The 16,516-nt window shown below is 72.0% G+C and carries 17 protein-coding genes and 1 riboswitch; of the genes, 9 read left to right on the top strand and 8 right to left on the bottom strand.

Annotated elements, in window-relative coordinates:
- Window positions 1-107: 107 nt before the first annotated feature.
- The gene (locus ACPZVR_RS15255; RefSeq protein ID WP_436700457.1) at window positions 108-713 is read left to right on the top strand and encodes a hypothetical protein; all 606 of its coding nucleotides are present in this window, start codon (window positions 108-110) and stop codon (window positions 711-713) included.
- On the opposite strand, the gene ACPZVR_RS15250 is transcribed toward ACPZVR_RS15255, so the two are convergent.
- On the bottom strand, window positions 703-1,095 hold the full coding sequence (locus tag ACPZVR_RS15250) for a hypothetical protein (protein ID WP_436700456.1): 393 nt from the start codon (window positions 1,093-1,095) through the stop codon (window positions 703-705). The genes ACPZVR_RS15255 and ACPZVR_RS15250 overlap by 11 nt on opposite strands.
- 125 nt (window positions 1,096-1,220) lie before the next feature.
- Between ACPZVR_RS15250 and ACPZVR_RS15245 the strand changes: the two genes are divergently transcribed.
- Both ACPZVR_RS15245 and ACPZVR_RS15240 read left to right on the top strand, forming a co-directional pair.
- Window positions 1,221-1,634, top strand: coding sequence for a hypothetical protein (locus ACPZVR_RS15245; protein ID WP_436700455.1), 414 nt, complete (start codon window positions 1,221-1,223; stop codon window positions 1,632-1,634).
- Window positions 1,635-1,640: 6 nt separating this feature from the next.
- A complete protein-coding gene (locus ACPZVR_RS15240) occupies window positions 1,641-2,519 on the top strand; it encodes a serine/threonine-protein kinase (protein WP_436700454.1) in 879 nt (292 codons plus the stop codon).
- Window positions 2,520-2,543: 24 nt separating this feature from the next.
- Here the strand turns inward: ACPZVR_RS15240 and ACPZVR_RS15235 are convergent, their stop codons facing one another.
- From ACPZVR_RS15235 to ACPZVR_RS15225, 3 genes are read right to left on the bottom strand one after another with little or no spacing between them, the layout of a single operon-like run.
- Window positions 2,544-3,218 (bottom strand): response regulator transcription factor, encoded by a 675-nt coding sequence (locus ACPZVR_RS15235; RefSeq protein WP_436700453.1) that lies wholly within the window; start codon window positions 3,216-3,218, stop codon window positions 2,544-2,546.
- Window positions 3,203-4,663 (bottom strand): sensor histidine kinase, encoded by a 1,461-nt coding sequence (locus ACPZVR_RS15230; RefSeq protein ID WP_436700452.1) that lies wholly within the window; start codon window positions 4,661-4,663, stop codon window positions 3,203-3,205. Before ACPZVR_RS15230 ends, ACPZVR_RS15235 begins: the two co-directional genes overlap by 16 nt.
- Complete coding sequence (locus tag ACPZVR_RS15225) at window positions 4,653-5,081, bottom strand: hypothetical protein (protein WP_436700451.1); 429 nt, start codon at window positions 5,079-5,081, stop codon at window positions 4,653-4,655. The genes ACPZVR_RS15230 and ACPZVR_RS15225 overlap by 11 nt, the downstream gene beginning before the upstream one ends.
- A 184-nt stretch (window positions 5,082-5,265) precedes the next feature.
- On the opposite strand from ACPZVR_RS15225, the gene ACPZVR_RS15220 reads away from it, so the two are divergent.
- A complete protein-coding gene (locus tag ACPZVR_RS15220) occupies window positions 5,266-6,819 on the top strand; it encodes an AMP-binding protein (RefSeq protein WP_436700450.1) in 1,554 nt (517 codons plus the stop codon).
- Here the strand turns inward: ACPZVR_RS15220 and ACPZVR_RS15215 are convergent.
- Window positions 6,786-7,340, bottom strand: coding sequence for a hypothetical protein (locus ACPZVR_RS15215; RefSeq protein ID WP_436700449.1), 555 nt, complete (start codon window positions 7,338-7,340; stop codon window positions 6,786-6,788). The genes ACPZVR_RS15220 and ACPZVR_RS15215 overlap by 34 nt on opposite strands.
- 16 nt (window positions 7,341-7,356) lie before the next feature.
- Window positions 7,357-7,476: riboswitch (cobalamin riboswitch) on the top strand.
- 36 nt (window positions 7,477-7,512) lie between these two features.
- Here ACPZVR_RS15215 and cobN point away from each other — a divergent pair.
- From cobN to ACPZVR_RS15190, 5 genes are all read left to right on the top strand, one after another.
- Window positions 7,513-11,109 (top strand): cobaltochelatase subunit CobN, encoded by a 3,597-nt coding sequence (gene cobN, locus ACPZVR_RS15210; protein ID WP_436700448.1) that lies wholly within the window; start codon window positions 7,513-7,515, stop codon window positions 11,107-11,109.
- Window positions 11,102-11,824: an SAM-dependent methyltransferase gene (locus tag ACPZVR_RS15205; protein WP_436700447.1), complete on the top strand. Its 723-nt coding sequence runs from the start codon at window positions 11,102-11,104 to the stop codon at window positions 11,822-11,824. Before cobN ends, ACPZVR_RS15205 begins: the two co-directional genes overlap by 8 nt.
- A 1-nt stretch (window position 11,825) precedes the next feature.
- Entirely contained in the window at window positions 11,826-12,188 is a 363-nt protein-coding gene (locus tag ACPZVR_RS15200; RefSeq protein WP_436700446.1) for a hypothetical protein, read from the top strand.
- Window positions 12,189-12,312: 124 nt separating this feature from the next.
- Window positions 12,313-13,704, top strand: coding sequence for a cobyric acid synthase (locus ACPZVR_RS15195; RefSeq protein ID WP_436700445.1), 1,392 nt, complete (start codon window positions 12,313-12,315; stop codon window positions 13,702-13,704).
- On the top strand, window positions 13,701-14,426 hold the full coding sequence (locus ACPZVR_RS15190; protein WP_436700444.1) for a cobalt-precorrin-6A reductase: 726 nt from the start codon (window positions 13,701-13,703) through the stop codon (window positions 14,424-14,426). Before ACPZVR_RS15195 ends, ACPZVR_RS15190 begins: the two co-directional genes overlap by 4 nt.
- Before the next feature lie 20 nt (window positions 14,427-14,446).
- Here ACPZVR_RS15190 and ACPZVR_RS15185 read toward each other — a convergent pair whose 3' ends face one another.
- The 3 genes from ACPZVR_RS15185 to ACPZVR_RS15175 all read right to left on the bottom strand — a co-directional run bounded on the left by ACPZVR_RS15185 (window position 14,447) and on the right by ACPZVR_RS15175 (window position 16,288).
- Entirely contained in the window at window positions 14,447-15,460 is a 1,014-nt protein-coding gene (locus tag ACPZVR_RS15185; protein WP_436700443.1) for a hypothetical protein, read from the bottom strand.
- Entirely contained in the window at window positions 15,457-15,846 is a 390-nt protein-coding gene (locus ACPZVR_RS15180; RefSeq protein WP_436700442.1) for a hypothetical protein, read from the bottom strand. Before ACPZVR_RS15180 ends, ACPZVR_RS15185 begins: the two co-directional genes overlap by 4 nt.
- A gap of 61 nt (window positions 15,847-15,907) precedes the next feature.
- Complete coding sequence (locus ACPZVR_RS15175) at window positions 15,908-16,288, bottom strand: hypothetical protein (protein WP_436700441.1); 381 nt, start codon at window positions 16,286-16,288, stop codon at window positions 15,908-15,910.
- Window positions 16,289-16,516 lie beyond the last annotated feature (228 nt).

The raw sequence follows: 16,516 nt of genomic DNA, 5'->3' as shown, positions 1-16,516 counted from the left end.
CGTCTGCCGGCTGCCGTCTGCTGTCGCCGCTCGACCGATCTGCGGGGTCGACCGCGATCCGGCGGATTCTGCCAACAGGTCGGCAGAACTGTGCCAGGGTGGCCGCCATGTGTCGCTCATGGCCTCGTGCCCTCCTCGCCCTGCTCCTCTCGCTTGTGGTGACCGGGGCCGCGGTGGCGGTGGCGGGACCGGCCCAGGCGGACCGCTGGACGTACGACGACGCGGCCGGCGACGTCACGACGGAGACGATGACCGACACCTCGCTGACCGTCACTCCGGTGCCCGAGCAGGCGAACGGCGACATCGTCCAGGTGGTCGCCACGCACAAGGCCCGCAAGGTGACGATCGCACTGCGGACCCGCGTCCCGCTGACCGGTCCCTTCATGGTCTCGGGCATGCTGCGCGTGCCCGGCCAGCGGTTCATGCTGATGTCGGCCAAGATGCCGGGGTTCTCGCCCACCGACCTGATCGACTTCTCGGCGGACGACGAAGCACAGGGCTGTCGGGGCATCAAGCGGAAGCTCGGTCCCGACCGGATGTCGGTGCGGTTCTCGATCCCGCGCTCGTGCCTGGGCAACCCGCGATGGTTCCGGTTCGGTGTGGTGCTCTCGACGAGCGCCCTCTACACGGACATGACCTGGAACGACGACGCCCTGGCCACCGGGATGACGCTGATGGGCATGCCGGGCATGTCGCCGAAGGTCAAGCGCTGAGACCGTTCCTGCGCTCCCGGATCCGGGAGCGCAGCACGGTGATCGCGACGCCGAGACCGCCCAGTGCGCCGACGCCGATCAAGGCGACGCCCTGCCGGTAGCGGGTCCGGCCCGCCTCCCGGCACTTCGCGGCGATCGACTCGCCGTTGAGCGGCGGCTCGCCGGCCGGGAAGTTGTCGGCTCCGTTCAGCACGGTGTCGTATGGCGCGAGGCAGCTGGACGGCTCCTCGGCGGCACCGCGTGCCTGCCGCCCCTCGTCGATCGTCGGGTTGACGACGGTCAGGAGGAAGCCCACAACCGTCACGACGATGGCGGTGCGGAGGACCCACCGGCGTGGGATCCGCCGACGGCGCCGGTGCTCCTCAGACCGCATTGCGTCCATGGCGGGAACTGTAGAACGCACCCCGATGAGAACCCTCTCATCGGGGACTCATGCCTGCCTCACCCCCGATCGGGAGAGTACGGGTGTCGACGGGGAGTCGACACCCACCGATCGAGGAGGAACCGATGAAGAAGCCCCTGATGCTCGCGATCAGCGGCCTGGCCGGCGTGACGGCGACGGGCGTCGCGGTGAGCGTGCTGGCCTGGCCCGCACAGGCCGACGGCGAGACGAAGCTCGCCGTCAAGCGGGAGCAGGACACGCCGGACATCGTGCTCGTCGCCGATGACGACGACCCGGACGACGACCTCCGGGCCCGGGCGGCCGACGACGACACCAACGCCACGAACGAGGACACCCGGACGGCGAACACGGCCAACACGCGCAGCGACCGCAGCCGGACGGGCAACCGCAGCGGACGCGACAACAGCCGCACCGGCCGGGCCAAGGTGGACTGGACCAACGACGGTCCGGGCCCCAAGACCCGCGACTGGTCGCGAAACAGCACCAACGACCGCAGCCGCAACAACACCCGGGGCTGACCTTCGATGAGCACCCCGCTGTCGTCCTGGGACCTCACCGAGGGTGACGCGATCACCCCCGAGCTGACCGCCCTGCGGTTGCTCGGGGGTGGCTCGGCCTACGAGGCCTATCTCGCCTTCGACGACATCACCTACGGACCGGTCGTGGTCAAGGTGGTGCGTCCGGCGGAGGCCGACGACGGTCACACCCTGGACAACCTGGTGCGCGAGGCCACCGCCCTCGACGTCGCCCACCATCCCGTCACGGTCCGCGGCCTGCGGTACGACGTCGACGGACCCCGGCCCCACCTGGTGCTCGAGCACGTCGAGGGTCCCAGCCTGGACCGGCTGATCCGTCGGCACCGGCGACTCTCGCCGCAGCAGTACCTGCCGCTGGCGCTCGACCTCGCCTCGGCCCTGCACTTCTTCCGGCACGCGGACGTGTGCCACCTCGACCTCAAGCCCAGCAACGTCATCATGGGCTCGCCGGCCCGGCTGATCGACTTCTCGGTCGCCCGCCAGGCCGCCAGCGCGGCCGAGATCACCGGCCACATCGGCACCGACGCCTACATGGCCCCGGAGCAGGCCGCGCCCGGAGCGGCGTACGGCGTGCCCGGTCACGCCAGCGACCTGTGGGGTCTCGGGGCGACCCTGTTCCACGCGATCGCCGGCTACCGCCCGTTCCGCGACGGCGACCCGGACGCGGTCGAGGCGGCCGACCGCTTCCCGCAGCTCCTCGCCCCGCCGGCCGAGCTGCCCGACGACGTACCCGCGACGGTGGCGAAGGTCGTCCATGCCCTGCTCGAGCCGGATCCCGCCGCCCGCCCCCTGCCGCGCGAGGTCGCCGAGGCGCTCGAGCCCGAGATCGCCGCGCTGCCGGCCCCGAAGCTCCACTGGAAGGGCTGAGGCGACACCGTCCGACCCGCCGACTCAACGGTCGAATCGGTAGCCCATCCCGCGCACCGTCGTGATCGAGCGGGCGCCGAGCTTGCGGCGCAGGTAGCCCACGTAGACGTCGACGACATTGGAGCCGGGATCGAAGTCGAGGCCCCAGACGTGGTCGAGCAGCTGCTCGCGGGAGAGGACCTGCCCGGCGTTGCGCAAGAAGATCTCGGCCAGCGCGAACTCGCGCGCGGACAGCTCCACCTCGTCGCCGGCCACACTCGCGCGGCGGGTGCGCAGATCCAGCTCGATCCCGCCGGCGATGAGCTGGTCCCCGCTGCCGTTGGCCGCCGCGGAGGCGCTGGCCTGGCGCAGGCGCAGCCGCACCCGGGCGCTGAGCTCGGCGAACCGGAACGGCTTGGGCATGTAGTCGTCCGCCCCGCCCTCCAGCGCGGACACGGTGTCGGTGACCGAGTCCCGGGCGGTGAGGACGATGACGGGCACCCGCGAGCCCTGTGAGCGCAGCTGGTCGAGCAGATCGAAGCCGTCGATGCCGGGCAGGCCGATGTCGAGCACGACCAGGTCGACGTCGCCCGCCAGGGCGTGGTCCAGGCCGGTCGGCCCGTCGGCGGCCACCGTGGTGCGGTGGCCCTCCGCCCGCAGCCCCTTCGACACGAACGAGGCGATGCGTTCCTCGTCCTCGATGATCAGGATGTGGGCCATGGGGCTCCCTTCGGCTCCGTGGCGGCGGGGGTCTCGGTGGACGGGGCGACCGGCAGGACCGCGGGCACGTCGAGCACGAACCGGGCGCCGGGGCCGGCGCGGTGCGGGTCGACGTACGCCGACCCGCCGTGGGCCTGGGCGATGGCACCGACGATGGACAGCCCGAGGCCGAACCCCTCGTCACCGGGCGGCACGGCGGCGCGCCCGAAGCGGCCGAAGATCCGCTCCCGGTCCTCGGGAGCGACACCCGCACCGTCATCGTGGATCCAGCAGCGCAGCAGCGGGCCGACGACGGCGGCGCCGAGGGCGATCCGGCCGCCGGGCGCGGTGTGCTTGACGGCATTGTCGGCCAGCGCCAGCAGCGCCTGGGTGATGCGCTGGCCGTCGAGCACCACCTCCGTCGGCAGGTCGGGGGAGGCCTCGAGCACCCAGTCGCGCCGACCGAGGGCGCTGGCCTTGCTGAGCACCGCGGCGAGGAGCGCGGACGGGTCGGTGGGCCCGAGGGAGAGGAAGTCGGGTCGATCGCTCTTGGCCAGCATGATCAGGTCGCCCACGAGCCGGGCCATCCGGTCCACCTCGTCGAGCAGGAGCGTGCGGGTCTCGGCGACCTCCTCCGGGCTGCCGACGTCGAGCAGCTCGAGATGGCCGCGGAGCACGGTGAGCGGGGTCCGCAGCTCATGGCCGGCGTCGTCGAGGAACTGCCGCTGGCCGGCGAAGGCATGCTCCAGCCGGTCCAGCATCCCGTTGACGGTGCGGGTGAGCGCGGTGATGTCGTCGTTGCCGCGCTCAGGCAGCCGCCGGGACAGGTCGGTCGCGCTCGTCGCCTCGGCGGCCACGCGCAGCGACCGCAGGGGGCGCAGCAGGCGCCCGGAGACCCAGGCCGCGGTGCCGGTCACGAGCACGGCGGACAGGGCGGCCACGAGAGTGTAGGTGCGCATCGTCTGCAGCAGCTCACCGCGGTCCTCGGCGAGGAAGGTGGCCACGAGCAGCGCGCCGCGCTGGCTGCCCTGGACGACCGGCTGGGCGGTGATCCGTACGTCGCCGCGGTCGGTGTCGAGATAGGTCGTCCCGCCCTCGATGACCAGCGGCGCCACGGCGTCGAGGAAGCGCGGGTCGTCGACGAGCGCGTCCTCGGGGAACTGCACGAGGCGGCCGTCGCCGATCCAGCCGACGAGGAGCTCGTCGTCGTCGGGCACATTGCGCGAGAGGAAGCCCTCGAGCAGCTCCCGGACCGTCCCGAAGTCGCCGGTCTCCTGCAGCGCGACGAACTCGTCGAGCTCCTGCTCGACCTCACGCTGCACGGCGTCGGTGATCGCCCGGCTCTCGACCCAGTAGACGATCAGCCCCGCGCCCGCGAGCGCGACGGTCACCAGCAGCGCGACGGCGGCGGTGATGCGGGTCCGGACCGACAGCCCCGCCCGCTCCGAGCGCCGCTCAGTCGTCATCGGGGTCGTCGTCGGAATCGTCGCCGGAATCGTCGTCGCCGTGATCGTCCGCCTGGTCGTCCGAGCGGTCGGGCTCGCCCCGGCCGTCGCGACCACCGCGGTCGTCCCCGCCGCGCCGGTCGTCACCGCGATCACGCCGGTCGTCGTCGCGGTCGTCGCCGTCGTCGTCGCGGTCGTCGTCATCGTCGTCGATCGTCGGCTGCGGCGTGATGACGGTCGCCCGCGGCGGGGGCGGCTCGCTCGACGGCGACGTGGGAGGCGGTGGTCCGGCCGTCTCGCCGACCGGCACGGATCCGAGATCGAGCGGGGCCCGGGGGGTCGGCTCGCCGGCGCCCGCGCGGACGACGGCCACGGCAATGAACGCGGCCACCAACAGCAGCGCCGCGACCGGCAGCAGCACCTTCCCCACCCGGCTCATGACCTCACCATCCTGCCCGATCGTGGGCCGCCGGTGAGAGTCGGATGAGAGTCCTCTCATCGTTTGCTGGGCCGAGCGTGTCGCCTATCGAGCGCGGCGGATGCATCCTTTCGAGGGCACGCGCCCGGCGGCGACGGGGCCTAGGGTGGTAGGCGTCACATTCCTCTGCCCTGGGAGGCCCCGCGTGTTCGTCCCGTTCAGCGTCAACGACTTCCTCGACCGTGCCGTCCAGGTGTACGGCGAGCGCGTGGGGGTCGTCGACGAGCCGATGCAGCCCGCGCCGAGCCAGGGCGAGCTGACCTACGCAGAGGTCGGCGCGCTGGCCCGCCGCCAGGCCGCGAAGCTCGACGAGCTGGGCATCGGCGTGGGCGAGCGGGTCGCCGTCGTCAGCCACAACAGCAGCCGGCTGCTCACCTCGTTCTTCGGGGTCAGCGGCTGGGGCAGGGTGCTCGTGCCCGTGAACTTCCGGCTCAGCCCCGACGAGGTGCAGTACATCGTCGACCACTCCGGCGCCCGGGTCCTCTACGTCGACCCCGAGCTGGAGGAGTCGCTGGCGGGGGTCACCTGCGAGCAGAAGTACCTCCTCGGCGACGACGACGCGCTGTACGCCGCCACGGGCGCCGAGCCCAAGGCGTGGGAGTACGACGAGGGCGCGACCGCCACGATCAACTACACCTCCGGCACCACCGCGCGGCCCAAGGGCGTGCAGATCACCCATCGCAACATCTGGGTGAACGCGCTCACCTTCGGACTGCACGCCGGCATCGGCGACCGCGACGTCTACCTGCACACCCTCCCGCAGTTCCACGCCAACGGCTGGGGGATGCCCTTCGCGATGACCGGCGTCGGTGCGCGCCACATCATCCTGCGCAAGGTCGACGGCGCCGAGATCCTGCGCCGCGTGCGCGACCACGGCGTGACCGTCATGTGCGCCGCGCCCGCGGTCGCGGCCGCCGTGCTCGAGGCCGCCCAGACCTGGGAGGGCGAGATCCCGGGCCGCGACCGGGTCCGGATCATCATGGCCGGAGCCCCGCCGCCGACCAAGACCGTCATCCGGGTCCAGGAGGAGCTGGGCTGGGAGTTCATCCAGATCTACGGCCTCACCGAGACCTCGCCGCTGCTGACCATCAACCGGACCCGCGAGGAGTGGGACGACCTGTCCGCGGAGGAGCGGGCCACCCGGCTCACGCGGGCCGGCGCGCCCGCGATCGGCGTACGCCTGGCGATCGACGAGTCCGAGGAGGGCGCCGGCGAGGTGCTCGCCCGATCGAACGTCATCCTCGAGGGCTACTGGGAGCAGCCCGAGGAGTCGGCCGCCGCGCTGAAGGACGGCTGGTTCCACACCGGCGACGGCGGCTACCTCGGCGACGACGGCTATCTCACCATCGCCGACCGCAAGAAGGACGTCATCATCACCGGCGGGGAGAACGTCACCTCGATCGAGGTCGAGGACACGCTCTTCTCGCACCCCGCGGTCGCCGAGGTCGCGGTGATCGGCGTCCCGAGCGAGAAGTGGGGCGAGACGATCAAGGCGCTCGTCGTGCTCACCGCCGACGCGACCGGCGGACCCGAGATGGAGGCCGAGCTGATCCGCTGGTGCAAGGACCGGCTCGCCGGCTACAAGGCGCCGACGTCGGTCGAGTTCCGCGACGAGCTGGCCCGCACGGCGACCGGGAAGCTGCAGAAGTTCAAGCTGCGGGCGCCCTACTGGGAGGGACTCACCCGCCAGGTGAACTGATCGTCCGGGACGAGCGTGGCGGCCCACCCCGCGGCCTGCCACGCCGTCACGGTCGCGCCGGCCCAGTCGTTCCCCGACGCGACCACGTCGACGATGTCGACCTCGGTCGCGACCGAGTCCGGCCGCGCGACCGGTGCGCCGAGCGGCCGACCGCTGATGGGGTCGCCGACATCGCCGGCGCCGTCGACGCACGTCACGCGGCGCAGTCCGATGCCCAGGCGCTGCTGGTGCTGGGCCAGGCTCAGCGCGGCGATGCCCGCGGCGCCGTACCCGACGACGGAGAGCCGGTCCGGCGGGTGCACCGCCGACTGCCGCGCGTAGCGGACCGAACGGAGCAGGTCGCGCCCGTCCTCCCACGTCGGTACGACGACGCGGACTCCGCCGCGGGTCGCGATCCGGCTCGCGAGTGCTCCGACGGCGTCGGCGTCCGAGCCGATCGCGGGGTGCCAGAGCAGGAGGGTGTCCAGGTTGGGGTGGCCGTGCACCGCGACGTTGAGGCCGGGCGCCTGCTGATCCTGCATGTCCCCACCGTAGGCTGAGCCTCCACAGGTCCGCGGTGCAGGAACCCGGTGTGAGACCGGGGCGGTTCCGCCACTGTGATCCGGGTCGCGACGTCGGCCCGGAGAGCCAGACACTGGCCGCGGACGACACCTACCGATGAGGGGCGAGAACCCCGAGGAGGCTTTGAGCGTCATGGCGCGCATCGCACTGCTGTCCACGTCCGACACCGACCTGCTCTCCGCGCGCGCGAGCGGCGCCGACTACCGCTGGGCCAACCCGAACCGGTCGACGCTCGACGGGCTCGTCGCGCTGGCCGGTGAGAGCGACCTGGTCGTGATCCGGCTCCTCGGCTCCCCCCAGCAGTACGACGCCGAGCTGGCCGCGCTGCGGGCCACCGGCCGTCCGCTCGTGGTGCTCGGCGGTGAGCAGACGCCGAGCGCCGAGCTGATGGAGTCCTCGACGGTCCCCGTCGGCGTCGCGGCCGAGGCGCACCGCTACCTGGCCGAGGGCGGCCCACGGAACCTGGCCCAGCTCCACGCCTTCCTCTCCGACACGGTGCTGTTGACCGGTGAGGGCTTCGAGGCGCCCGAGGTCATTCCGTCCTGGGGCCTGGTCGAGCGGCCCGGCGCGCCCACCGGCGACACCAAGGCCCGGGTCGGCGTGCTCTTCTACCGCGCCCACCAGGCGAGCGGGAACACCGCCTTCGTGCACGCGCTGTGCGACGCGATCGACGCGACGGGGGAGGCGGTCGGCGTCCCGATCTTCGCGGGCTCCCTGCGGGCCGCGCCGGACGAGCTGTTCACCGCGCTCGGCGACCTCGACGCGCTCGTCGTCACGGTCCTGGCAGCGGGCGGCAGCGTCCCGGCCGGCGCGAGCGCCGGCGGCGACGACGAGACCTGGGACGTCGAGCGGATCGCCGCCCTCGACATCCCGGTCCTGCAGGGCCTGTGCCTGACCAGCAGCCGCGAGGAGTGGGAGGCGTCCGACGACGGCGTGACCCCCCTCGACTACGCCAACCAGGTCGCGATCCCCGAGTTCGACGGCCGGATCAGCACCGCGCCGTTCTCGTTCAAGGAGATCGACCCCAGCGACCCGGCCGGGCTGCCGGCGTACGTCGCCGACCCGGAGCGCGCCGCCCGGGTGGCCGGGCTCGCGGTCAACTACGCCCGGCTGCGCCGGGTGCCGAACGCCGAGAAGCGGGTCGCGCTGATGCTCAGCGCCTACCCGACCAAGCACTCCCGCATCGGCAACGCGGTCGGCCTCGACACGCCGGTCTCGGCGGTGCGCCTGCTGCGCCGGCTGCGCGACGCCGGGTACGACGTCGGCGACGGCTTCGGCGTGCTGGACCTCGACGACGACACGGTCGCGGGGGACACGCTGATCCACGCCCTGATCGCGGCCGGCGGCCAGGACGAGGAGTGGCTGACGTCGGCGCAGCTCTCCGACGCGCATGTGCGGATCAGCAAGGCCGAGTACGACGCCTGGACGGCCGACCTGCCCGCGGACCTGCGTGCCGACATGGTCGAGGCCTGGGGCGAGTCGCCCGGCACGCTGTTCGTCAACGACAGCAACGAGATCGTCCTCGCCACGCTGCGGGCCGGCAATGTCGTGCTGATGATCCAGCCGCCGCGGGGCTTCGGCGAGAACCCGGTCGCGATCTACCACGACCCCGACCTCGCGCCGTCGCACCACTACCTGGCGGCGTACCGCTGGGTGCAGTACGGCTTCGGGGCACACGCCGTCGTCCACCTCGGCAAGCACGGCTCGATGGAGTGGCTGCCGGGCAAGAACGCGGCGCTGTCCGCGTCCTGCGCCACCGACGCGGCGATCGGCAGCCTGCCGCTGATCTACCCGTTCCTGGTCAACGACCCGGGGGAGGGCGCCCAGGCCAAGCGCCGGGCGCACGCCACGATCATCGACCACCTCATTCCCCCGATGGCGCGCGCCGAGGCGTACGGCGACATCGCGCGGCTCGAGGGCCTGCTCGAGGAGTACGACAAGATCTCCGCGATGGACCCGGCCAAGCTGGCCGCGATCCGCGGCGAGATCTGGCAGCTCATGCACGCCGCCGAGCTGCACCGGGACCTCGGTCTCGAGGAGAGGCCCGAGGACGACGACTTCGACGACTTCCTGCTCCACGTCGACGGCTGGCTGTGCGAGATCAAGGACGTGCAGATCCGCGACGGGCTGCACGTCCTGGGCCAGGCGCCCGAGGGCGAGGCGCGGGTCAACCTGGTGCTCGCGATCCTGCGGGCGGCGCAGGTGTGGGGCGGGCAGGCGCAGGCGGTGCCCGGGCTCCGGGCCGCGCTGGGCCTGGCCCCGGACGCGCCGATCGTCGAGGTCGACCGGGTCGAGGCCGAGGCGCGCGCGCTGGTCGAGGCCATGGACAAGTCCGGGTGGGACGTGGCGCGGGTCGACGAGCTGCACCCGTCGGCCGACGTACGCCGGGTGCTGGCCTTTGCGGCGACCGAGGTGGTCCCGCGGCTGGCGCGCACGACCGACGAGCTCGACCACACGCTGCACGCGCTCGCCGGCGGGTTCGTGCCGGCCGGGCCCTCGGGCTCGCCGCTGCGCGGCCTGGTCAACGTGCTGCCGACCGGACGCAACTTCTACACGGTCGACCCGCGCGCCGTGCCGTCGCGCCTGGCCTGGCAGACCGGCCAGGCGATGGCCGAGTCGCTGGTGCAGCGCTACCTCGACGAGGAGGGCGCCTACCCCGAGTCGGTCGGCCTCTCGGTCTGGGGCACGTCGGCGATGCGGACCTCCGGTGACGACGTGGCCGAGGTGCTCGCGCTGCTCGGCGTCCGGCCCGAGTGGGACGAGGCGTCCAAGCGGGTGCACACCCTGACCGTGGTGCCGCTCGAGGAGCTCGGCCGTCCGCGCATCGACGTGACCGTGCGGATCTCCGGCTTCTTCCGCGACGCCTTCCCGCACGTGCTCGCCATGCTCGACGACGCGGTGCGGATGGTCGCCGAGCTCGACGAGCCGCTCGACCGCAACTTCGTGCGCGCCCACGCCCGGGCAGACATCGCCGAGCACGGCGACGAGCGCCGCGCCACCACCCGGATCTTCGGCTCCAAGCCGGGCTCGTACGGCGCCGGCATCCTGCAGGCCGTCGAGTCGGGCTCGTGGCGCGACGACGCCGACCTCGCCGAGGTCTACACCGCCTGGGGCGGCTTCGCCTACGGCCGCGACCTCGACGGCGTCCCGGCCGCCGACGACATGCGCGCCAACTACCGGCGGATCAAGGTCGCGGCCAAGAACATCGACACCCGCGAGCACGACATCGCCGACAGCGACGACTACTTCCAGTACCACGGCGGCATGGTCGCCACGATCCGCGCGCTGACCGGCGCGGACCCGAAGGCCTACGTCGGCGACTCGACCACGCCCGACGCCGTGCGCACCAGGACCCTGCAGGAGGAGACCAACCGGGTCTTCCGGGCCCGGGTGGTCAACCCGCGCTGGATCGGCGCGATGCAGCGCCACGGCTACAAGGGCGCCTTCGAGCTCGCCGCCACCGTCGACTACCTCTTCGGGTTCGACGCCACCGCCGGCGTGGTGCACGACTGGATGTACGAGTCGCTCGCCAAGGAGTACGTCCTCGACGAGACCAACCAGGAGTTCCTGCGCAGGTCGAACCCCTGGGCGCTGCGGAGCATCGTCGAGCGACTGCACGAGGCGAAGGACCGCGGACTGTGGGAGTCGCCCGACCCGGAGGTGCTGGCCGGCCTGCAGGCGGCGTACCTCGAGGTCGAGGGTGATCTCGAGGACTCCGCCGATGCCTGAGATCCGCGTGCTCGGCTTCGGGATGGGGCCGCAGCACGTCACGCCGGAGGTCGCCACGGCGTTGGGGGAGTGCGACTACGTCCTCGCCGTGCAGAAGAGCGACGACGACGCGCTGCTCGCCGCCCGCCGCGCGGTCTGCGAGGCCCACGGCGTCGAGCTCGTCGTCGTCCGCGATCCCGAGCGCGACCGCTCGCCGAGCCTCGACCGGGCGGGCTACGAGGGCGCCGTCGCGGACTGGTACGCCGCCCGGCTGGCCGCCTACCGCGCGGTGCTGGCGGAGCGGGGCGGGGTCTGCGGGTTCCTGGTCTGGGGCGATCCGTCCCTGTACGACGGCACGATCCGCCTCGCCAGCGAGCTCGGCGTCCCCTTCGACGTGCTCCCCGGCGTGAGCGCGCCGCAGGTGCTCGCCGCGCGGCACCGGATCGTGCTGCACGAGGTGGGCCAGCCGGTCCACGTCACGACCGCCCGGCGGCTGCGCTCCGACGTGGCTGCGGGCCAGCGCAACCTCGTCGTGATGCTCACCGCCGGCGTCGACCTCGACGGCTTCGACGACTGGACGATCTGGTGGGGCGCCAACCTCGGCGGCACCGGCGAGCGGCTCGTCGCCGGCCGGGTCGGCTCGGTCGCGGGGGAGATCCGGGCCGCGCGGACCGCGGCGAAGGCCGAGGCCGGCTGGGTGATGGACCTCTTCCTGCTCCGCGGACCGGAGGCCTGACATGGGGTTGCCCGAGCGCGACGTCCTGCTGTGCCGCGACTGCTGCTGCGGCACCACCAAGAAGCACCCCCACGCCGACCACGCCGTCCAGCGCGACGAGATCGAGGCGCTCGACGACCCGGCCGGCCGGCGCGGCCCGCGGGTGCGGGTGCGCGTCGTCGACTGCCTCGACGAGTGCGACCGCTCGAACGTAGTCCTGGTGCGCGACTTCACCTGGTTCCCCGGGGGCCGGCGGCCCAAGGACTTCTGGCTCGGTGGCGTCCTCTCGGGCGCAGCCACCGACGCGGTCGTCGCGTGGGTGCGCGAGGGTGGTCCGGTGCCCCCGTCGCTGCAGCGCCATCTGTTCCGAGGGAAGCGGGGGTGAGTCAGACGGGCATCAGGGGTCGCACTGGACGGGCAGTTCTGGCACTTGTCGGGCGTTGCAACGGCCGACAAGTGCAGGAATCACCTGTCGACCGGCGATTCCTGCACCCCGCCCGGAGCCCCCGATGACCGGCGCGGCCCTGCTCGTCGCGGGGATGACCTCCGACGCGGGCAAGAGCGTGCTGACCACCGGGCTGTGCCGGGCGTTCGCGCGGCGCGGGATCCGGGTGGCGCCGTACAAGGCGCAGAACATGTCCAACAACTCGATGGTCGTGGTCGACGCCGAGGGTCTGCCCGGCGAGATCGGCCGCGCGCAGTGGGTGCAGGCGATCGCCGCGGGGGTCGAGCCCGAGGTCGCGATGAACCCGGTCCTGCTCAAGCCGGGCAGCGACCGGCGCAGCCACGTCGTGCTGATGGGGCAGCCGGCGGGGGAGGTGTCGTCGCGCGACTGGCAGGACGGTCGCGCCCACCTGGCCGCGACGGCGTTCGCCGCGTTCGACGACCTGCGCTCGCGCTTCGACCTCGTCGTCGCCGAGGGTGCCGGGAGCCCCGCCGAGATCAACCTGCGGGCGAGCGACTATGTGAACATGGGGCTGGCCCGGCACGGCGACGTCCCGACGATCGTGGTCGGCGACATCGACCGCGGCGGGTGGTTCGCGTCGGCCTACGGCACGCTGATGCTGCTCGACGAGGCCGACCGGGCGCTGGTCAAGGGCTACGTCGTCAACCGGTTCCGCGGCGACGTCGAGCTGCTGCGGCCCGGACTGGCCGACCTGGAGCGACGCACCGGCCGCCCGACGTACGGCGTGCTGCCCTGGCACCCCGACCTCTGGCTCGACTCCGAGGACGCACTCGACCTGGCGGGCCGTCGGGCCGAGTCCCGGGCCGGCGTGCGGAAGGTGGCCGTCGTCCGGCTGCCCCGGATCAGCAACTTCACCGACGTCGACGCGCTCGGGCTGGAGCCGGCGCTCGACGTCGAGTTCGTCTCGGACCCGGCGCGGCTGGCCGACGCCGACCTGATCGTGCTGCCCGGCACCCGGGCCACGCTGGCCGACCTGGCGTGGGTGCGCGAGCGGGGGCTCGACCTGGCGATCCGGCGACATGCCGAGGCGGGGCGGCCGGTGCTGGGGATCTGCGGCGGCTGCCAGATGCTCGGCCGCGTGATCGAGGACCCGGACGGCGTGGAGGGCACACCCGGCGCGGCCGTGGACGGGCTCGGCCTGCTGGACCTGACCACCCGGTTCGGCCCCGAGAAGCGGCTGGTCGTGCACGAGCCGGCCGGCTACGAGATCCACCACGGTCGGATCACCGGCACGACCACGAACGCGACGGTGACCGGCACGATGGTGCACGGCAGCCTCGAGGACGACGCCACCCGGGCGGCGTATCTGAGCGCGAGCCTGGACGTCCCGAGCGGCGCGTCCTTCCCCGCGGCGCGGTCGGCCCGGCTCGACCTGCTCGGCGACCTCGTCGAGGAGCACCTGGACCTGGACGCGATCCTGGAGCTGACCCGGTGAGGGTGCTGCTGCTCGGCGGCACGGGCGAGGCCCGCAATCTCGCCGCGCGCCTGGTCGCGGACGGCGTCCCGGTCGTCTCGTCGCTCGCCGGGCGGGTCGCTCGCCCCCGGCTGCCGGTCGGGGAGGTCCGGATCGGCGGCTTCGGCGGCGTCGCCGGGCTGCGCGCGGCGCTCGCGGAGTTCGACGTCGTGGTCGACGCGACCCATCCGTTCGCGGCGGGCATCTCGCGCAACGCGGCGGCGGCCTGTGCGGCCGAGGGAGTCCCCCTGCTCCGGCTCGAGCGGCGCGGGTGGGCCGGCCGGGCGACGCCGTCGTGGATCTGGGTGCGCAGCCACGAGGAGGCCGCGACCGTGGCCGGCGAGCTCGGCAGCCGGCCGTTCCTCACGGTCGGTCGCCAGGAGCTGGCCCGGTTCGTCCCCGCCCTGGCCGAGCGGCACGTGGTGGCCCGGGTGGTCGACCCCCCGGACTTCCGGATCCCGGCGGCGTGGGAGCTGCTCACCTCGCGCGGGCCCTACACCCTCGACGGCGAGCGCGAGCTGATGCGCGACCGGGACGTGCTGGTCACCAAGGACTCCGGTGGCGAGCACACCTGGCCCAAGATGGCGGCCGCCGGCGCGCTCGGCATCCCCGTCGTCGTCGTACGCCGGGCGCCGGCGCCCGAGGGGGTCGACACGGTGAGCGACGTCGAAGCCGCCCTCGCCTGGCTCGCGCGCCAGCGGTGAGGCACAGCGTGAACGCGGGTTCAGGGGGCGTTCTGACCGGTGAGACCCTCTGCCTGCATCCTCGACGTTCCGCTCATGCCAGCGGTCTGCAGGTATCCGAGCGCCTTGCGAGATCTGGCCGCTGCCCACTCGCGGTAGCTGTCCCACTGCACCCGATGAGATGAAAGGGAACGATTCTGGATCTCGGTGAGGACCTCGACTCGGCGCTCGACGTATTGGGTCTCCTGCCTGCAGGCAGCATCCGCCACGGCTACCTCCAGTTCGTGCTCCGACACCGAGTCGACGCCTCCGAACTCGACCACCGGATCGAGTGGATTCTCGTAGGAAAACCCTGCAGTCGTCATGCAGGACGCCCAATCGGACATCGCTGCGGCCACCCGTGGGTCGCTGCGTTCCGTATCCTCGATCTTCACGATTTCGCTTGCGACGAACTCAGCTGCCTTCGCGGGCCCGCCCAGGACCCACTCGGCGTCGCCCTCACAACCGGCGGAAGGGAGCGCGGCGCCCGATGGATCCGTCGGCCGAGCCACTCCCCGAGGCACGTCGCCGTCGAGGATGTATGCCGGCGTCGGGTCCCCCTTCGGCACCGCGATCGCGTGGGCGGCGGCGAAGGCGGGACTCAGTTCGTCGTCCGGATCGTGGTACCCGTGCTTCTCCGCCGCGTCCACACCGACGATTCCAAAGCGATAAGGGGAGAATGCAGGTAGAACGCCGACCGCCGCCTCTGGCACAAAGGGCCGTTGGCTGAAGCGTTCTACACACCGGCCCACAAGCTCTGTGCGGGCTGTCCAGATCTCTCGCAACGCGAACCCGCTGAGAAGATGGTCATCGAGAGGCAGATGAATGTCGCTGGCGTTCCCGTACTGCGCGCGGATGGCCCCTGTCGGCGCTGGAGTCGCTTCGGTCGAACTGTCGATGCCGTGGGTCCCGCATGCACTCAGAAGTGCGAGCAGTGACGTGCCCAGCGCCGCGGCGGCGCGCGTGAGGACGGTGTTGTGGTTGAGCGGGGGCTGACCCGTCTCGATCGGTGTCATGTGAGAATCCCAGCCACGCCGGTGCATCCGTGGGGGACGCCGGCGCTGTAGTCATGTGAGCACAACTGGACGGTGACGTCGACGTCCTCGGGGTAAGCCATGAGTAGCTTGTTCCAGCCGTTGTTGGCTCCGTCGGTGTCGCGGGCCTCCAGGTGCGTCGTGATCGCGTTGTTGGGATAGTAGAACACGGCGCTCCACGAGTCGACGTAGGTATCTTGGAATTCCCAGTTGTCCTTGGGTTCGCGCCAGCATGCCTTGGCGCGGAACGCTTCGCTTCCGCTCACGTGCACTGCGATCGCCGTGAACCCTGTATCGCAGGGCGGATTGTCTGCGTGCGCAGGACTGACTGTTGACATCGTCAGCCACGATGCGACGAGCGCTGTCACGACAAAACCTCCCCATCTGCGATGCAACGCGTGGTGCCCCTTACGACGCCACGTTCTCAGCCTAGGAGACGACGCTACTGACGGTGCACCCATAGTTCACCCCCGTGGGGTAGTCGAAGTTGCAGATCCCCGGCCAAAGAGTTGCGCCTGGCGGATAGTTGGAGTTCTTCGCGATCCAGCCGTTGTTGGCGCCGTCGGTGTCGTGTCCGTAGGCCGAGCCGGAAAGGTCGTTGGTTGGTACTGTGAGCTGGACGCCCCAGCCGTCCGGATAGGTATCCTGAAAACGCCAATTATCGGTGTCGGGCCGGAAACAGGCCTTTCCCCGGACGTGACCGTCGCTGACGTGAAGCACCGCGGGTGCGAAGTTCGCAGGGCAGGCCGGATTGTCTGCGCGCGCAGAATCCAGGGGAAGGAATATCCCAGCGGTCAATATGGTGCTCAAGAGCGCACAATGTGTCGCTGCCTTGCGTCGGGATGATGACGGCGATCTCATGTTTTCCTTCCCGAGTCATGTCCCGGTTCCATGTGGAGGGGCTTCCAACCTAGGAACCGTTGACCGCATTTCGGGCCACGCGAACCGTTGAGGGTTTGCTGCGCTTGCCGGCTTTGTCATGTTGGTGCCAACTTCCGGTCCGAAGTGAAGCCGAGGCCGAGAGCGCAGCCCCTCTCG

Source organism: Nocardioides segetis, from assembly GCF_051390595.1.
GTDB lineage: Bacteria > Actinomycetota > Actinomycetes > Propionibacteriales > Nocardioidaceae > Nocardioides.
This window is presented reverse-complemented; position numbering and strand designations above follow the sequence as displayed.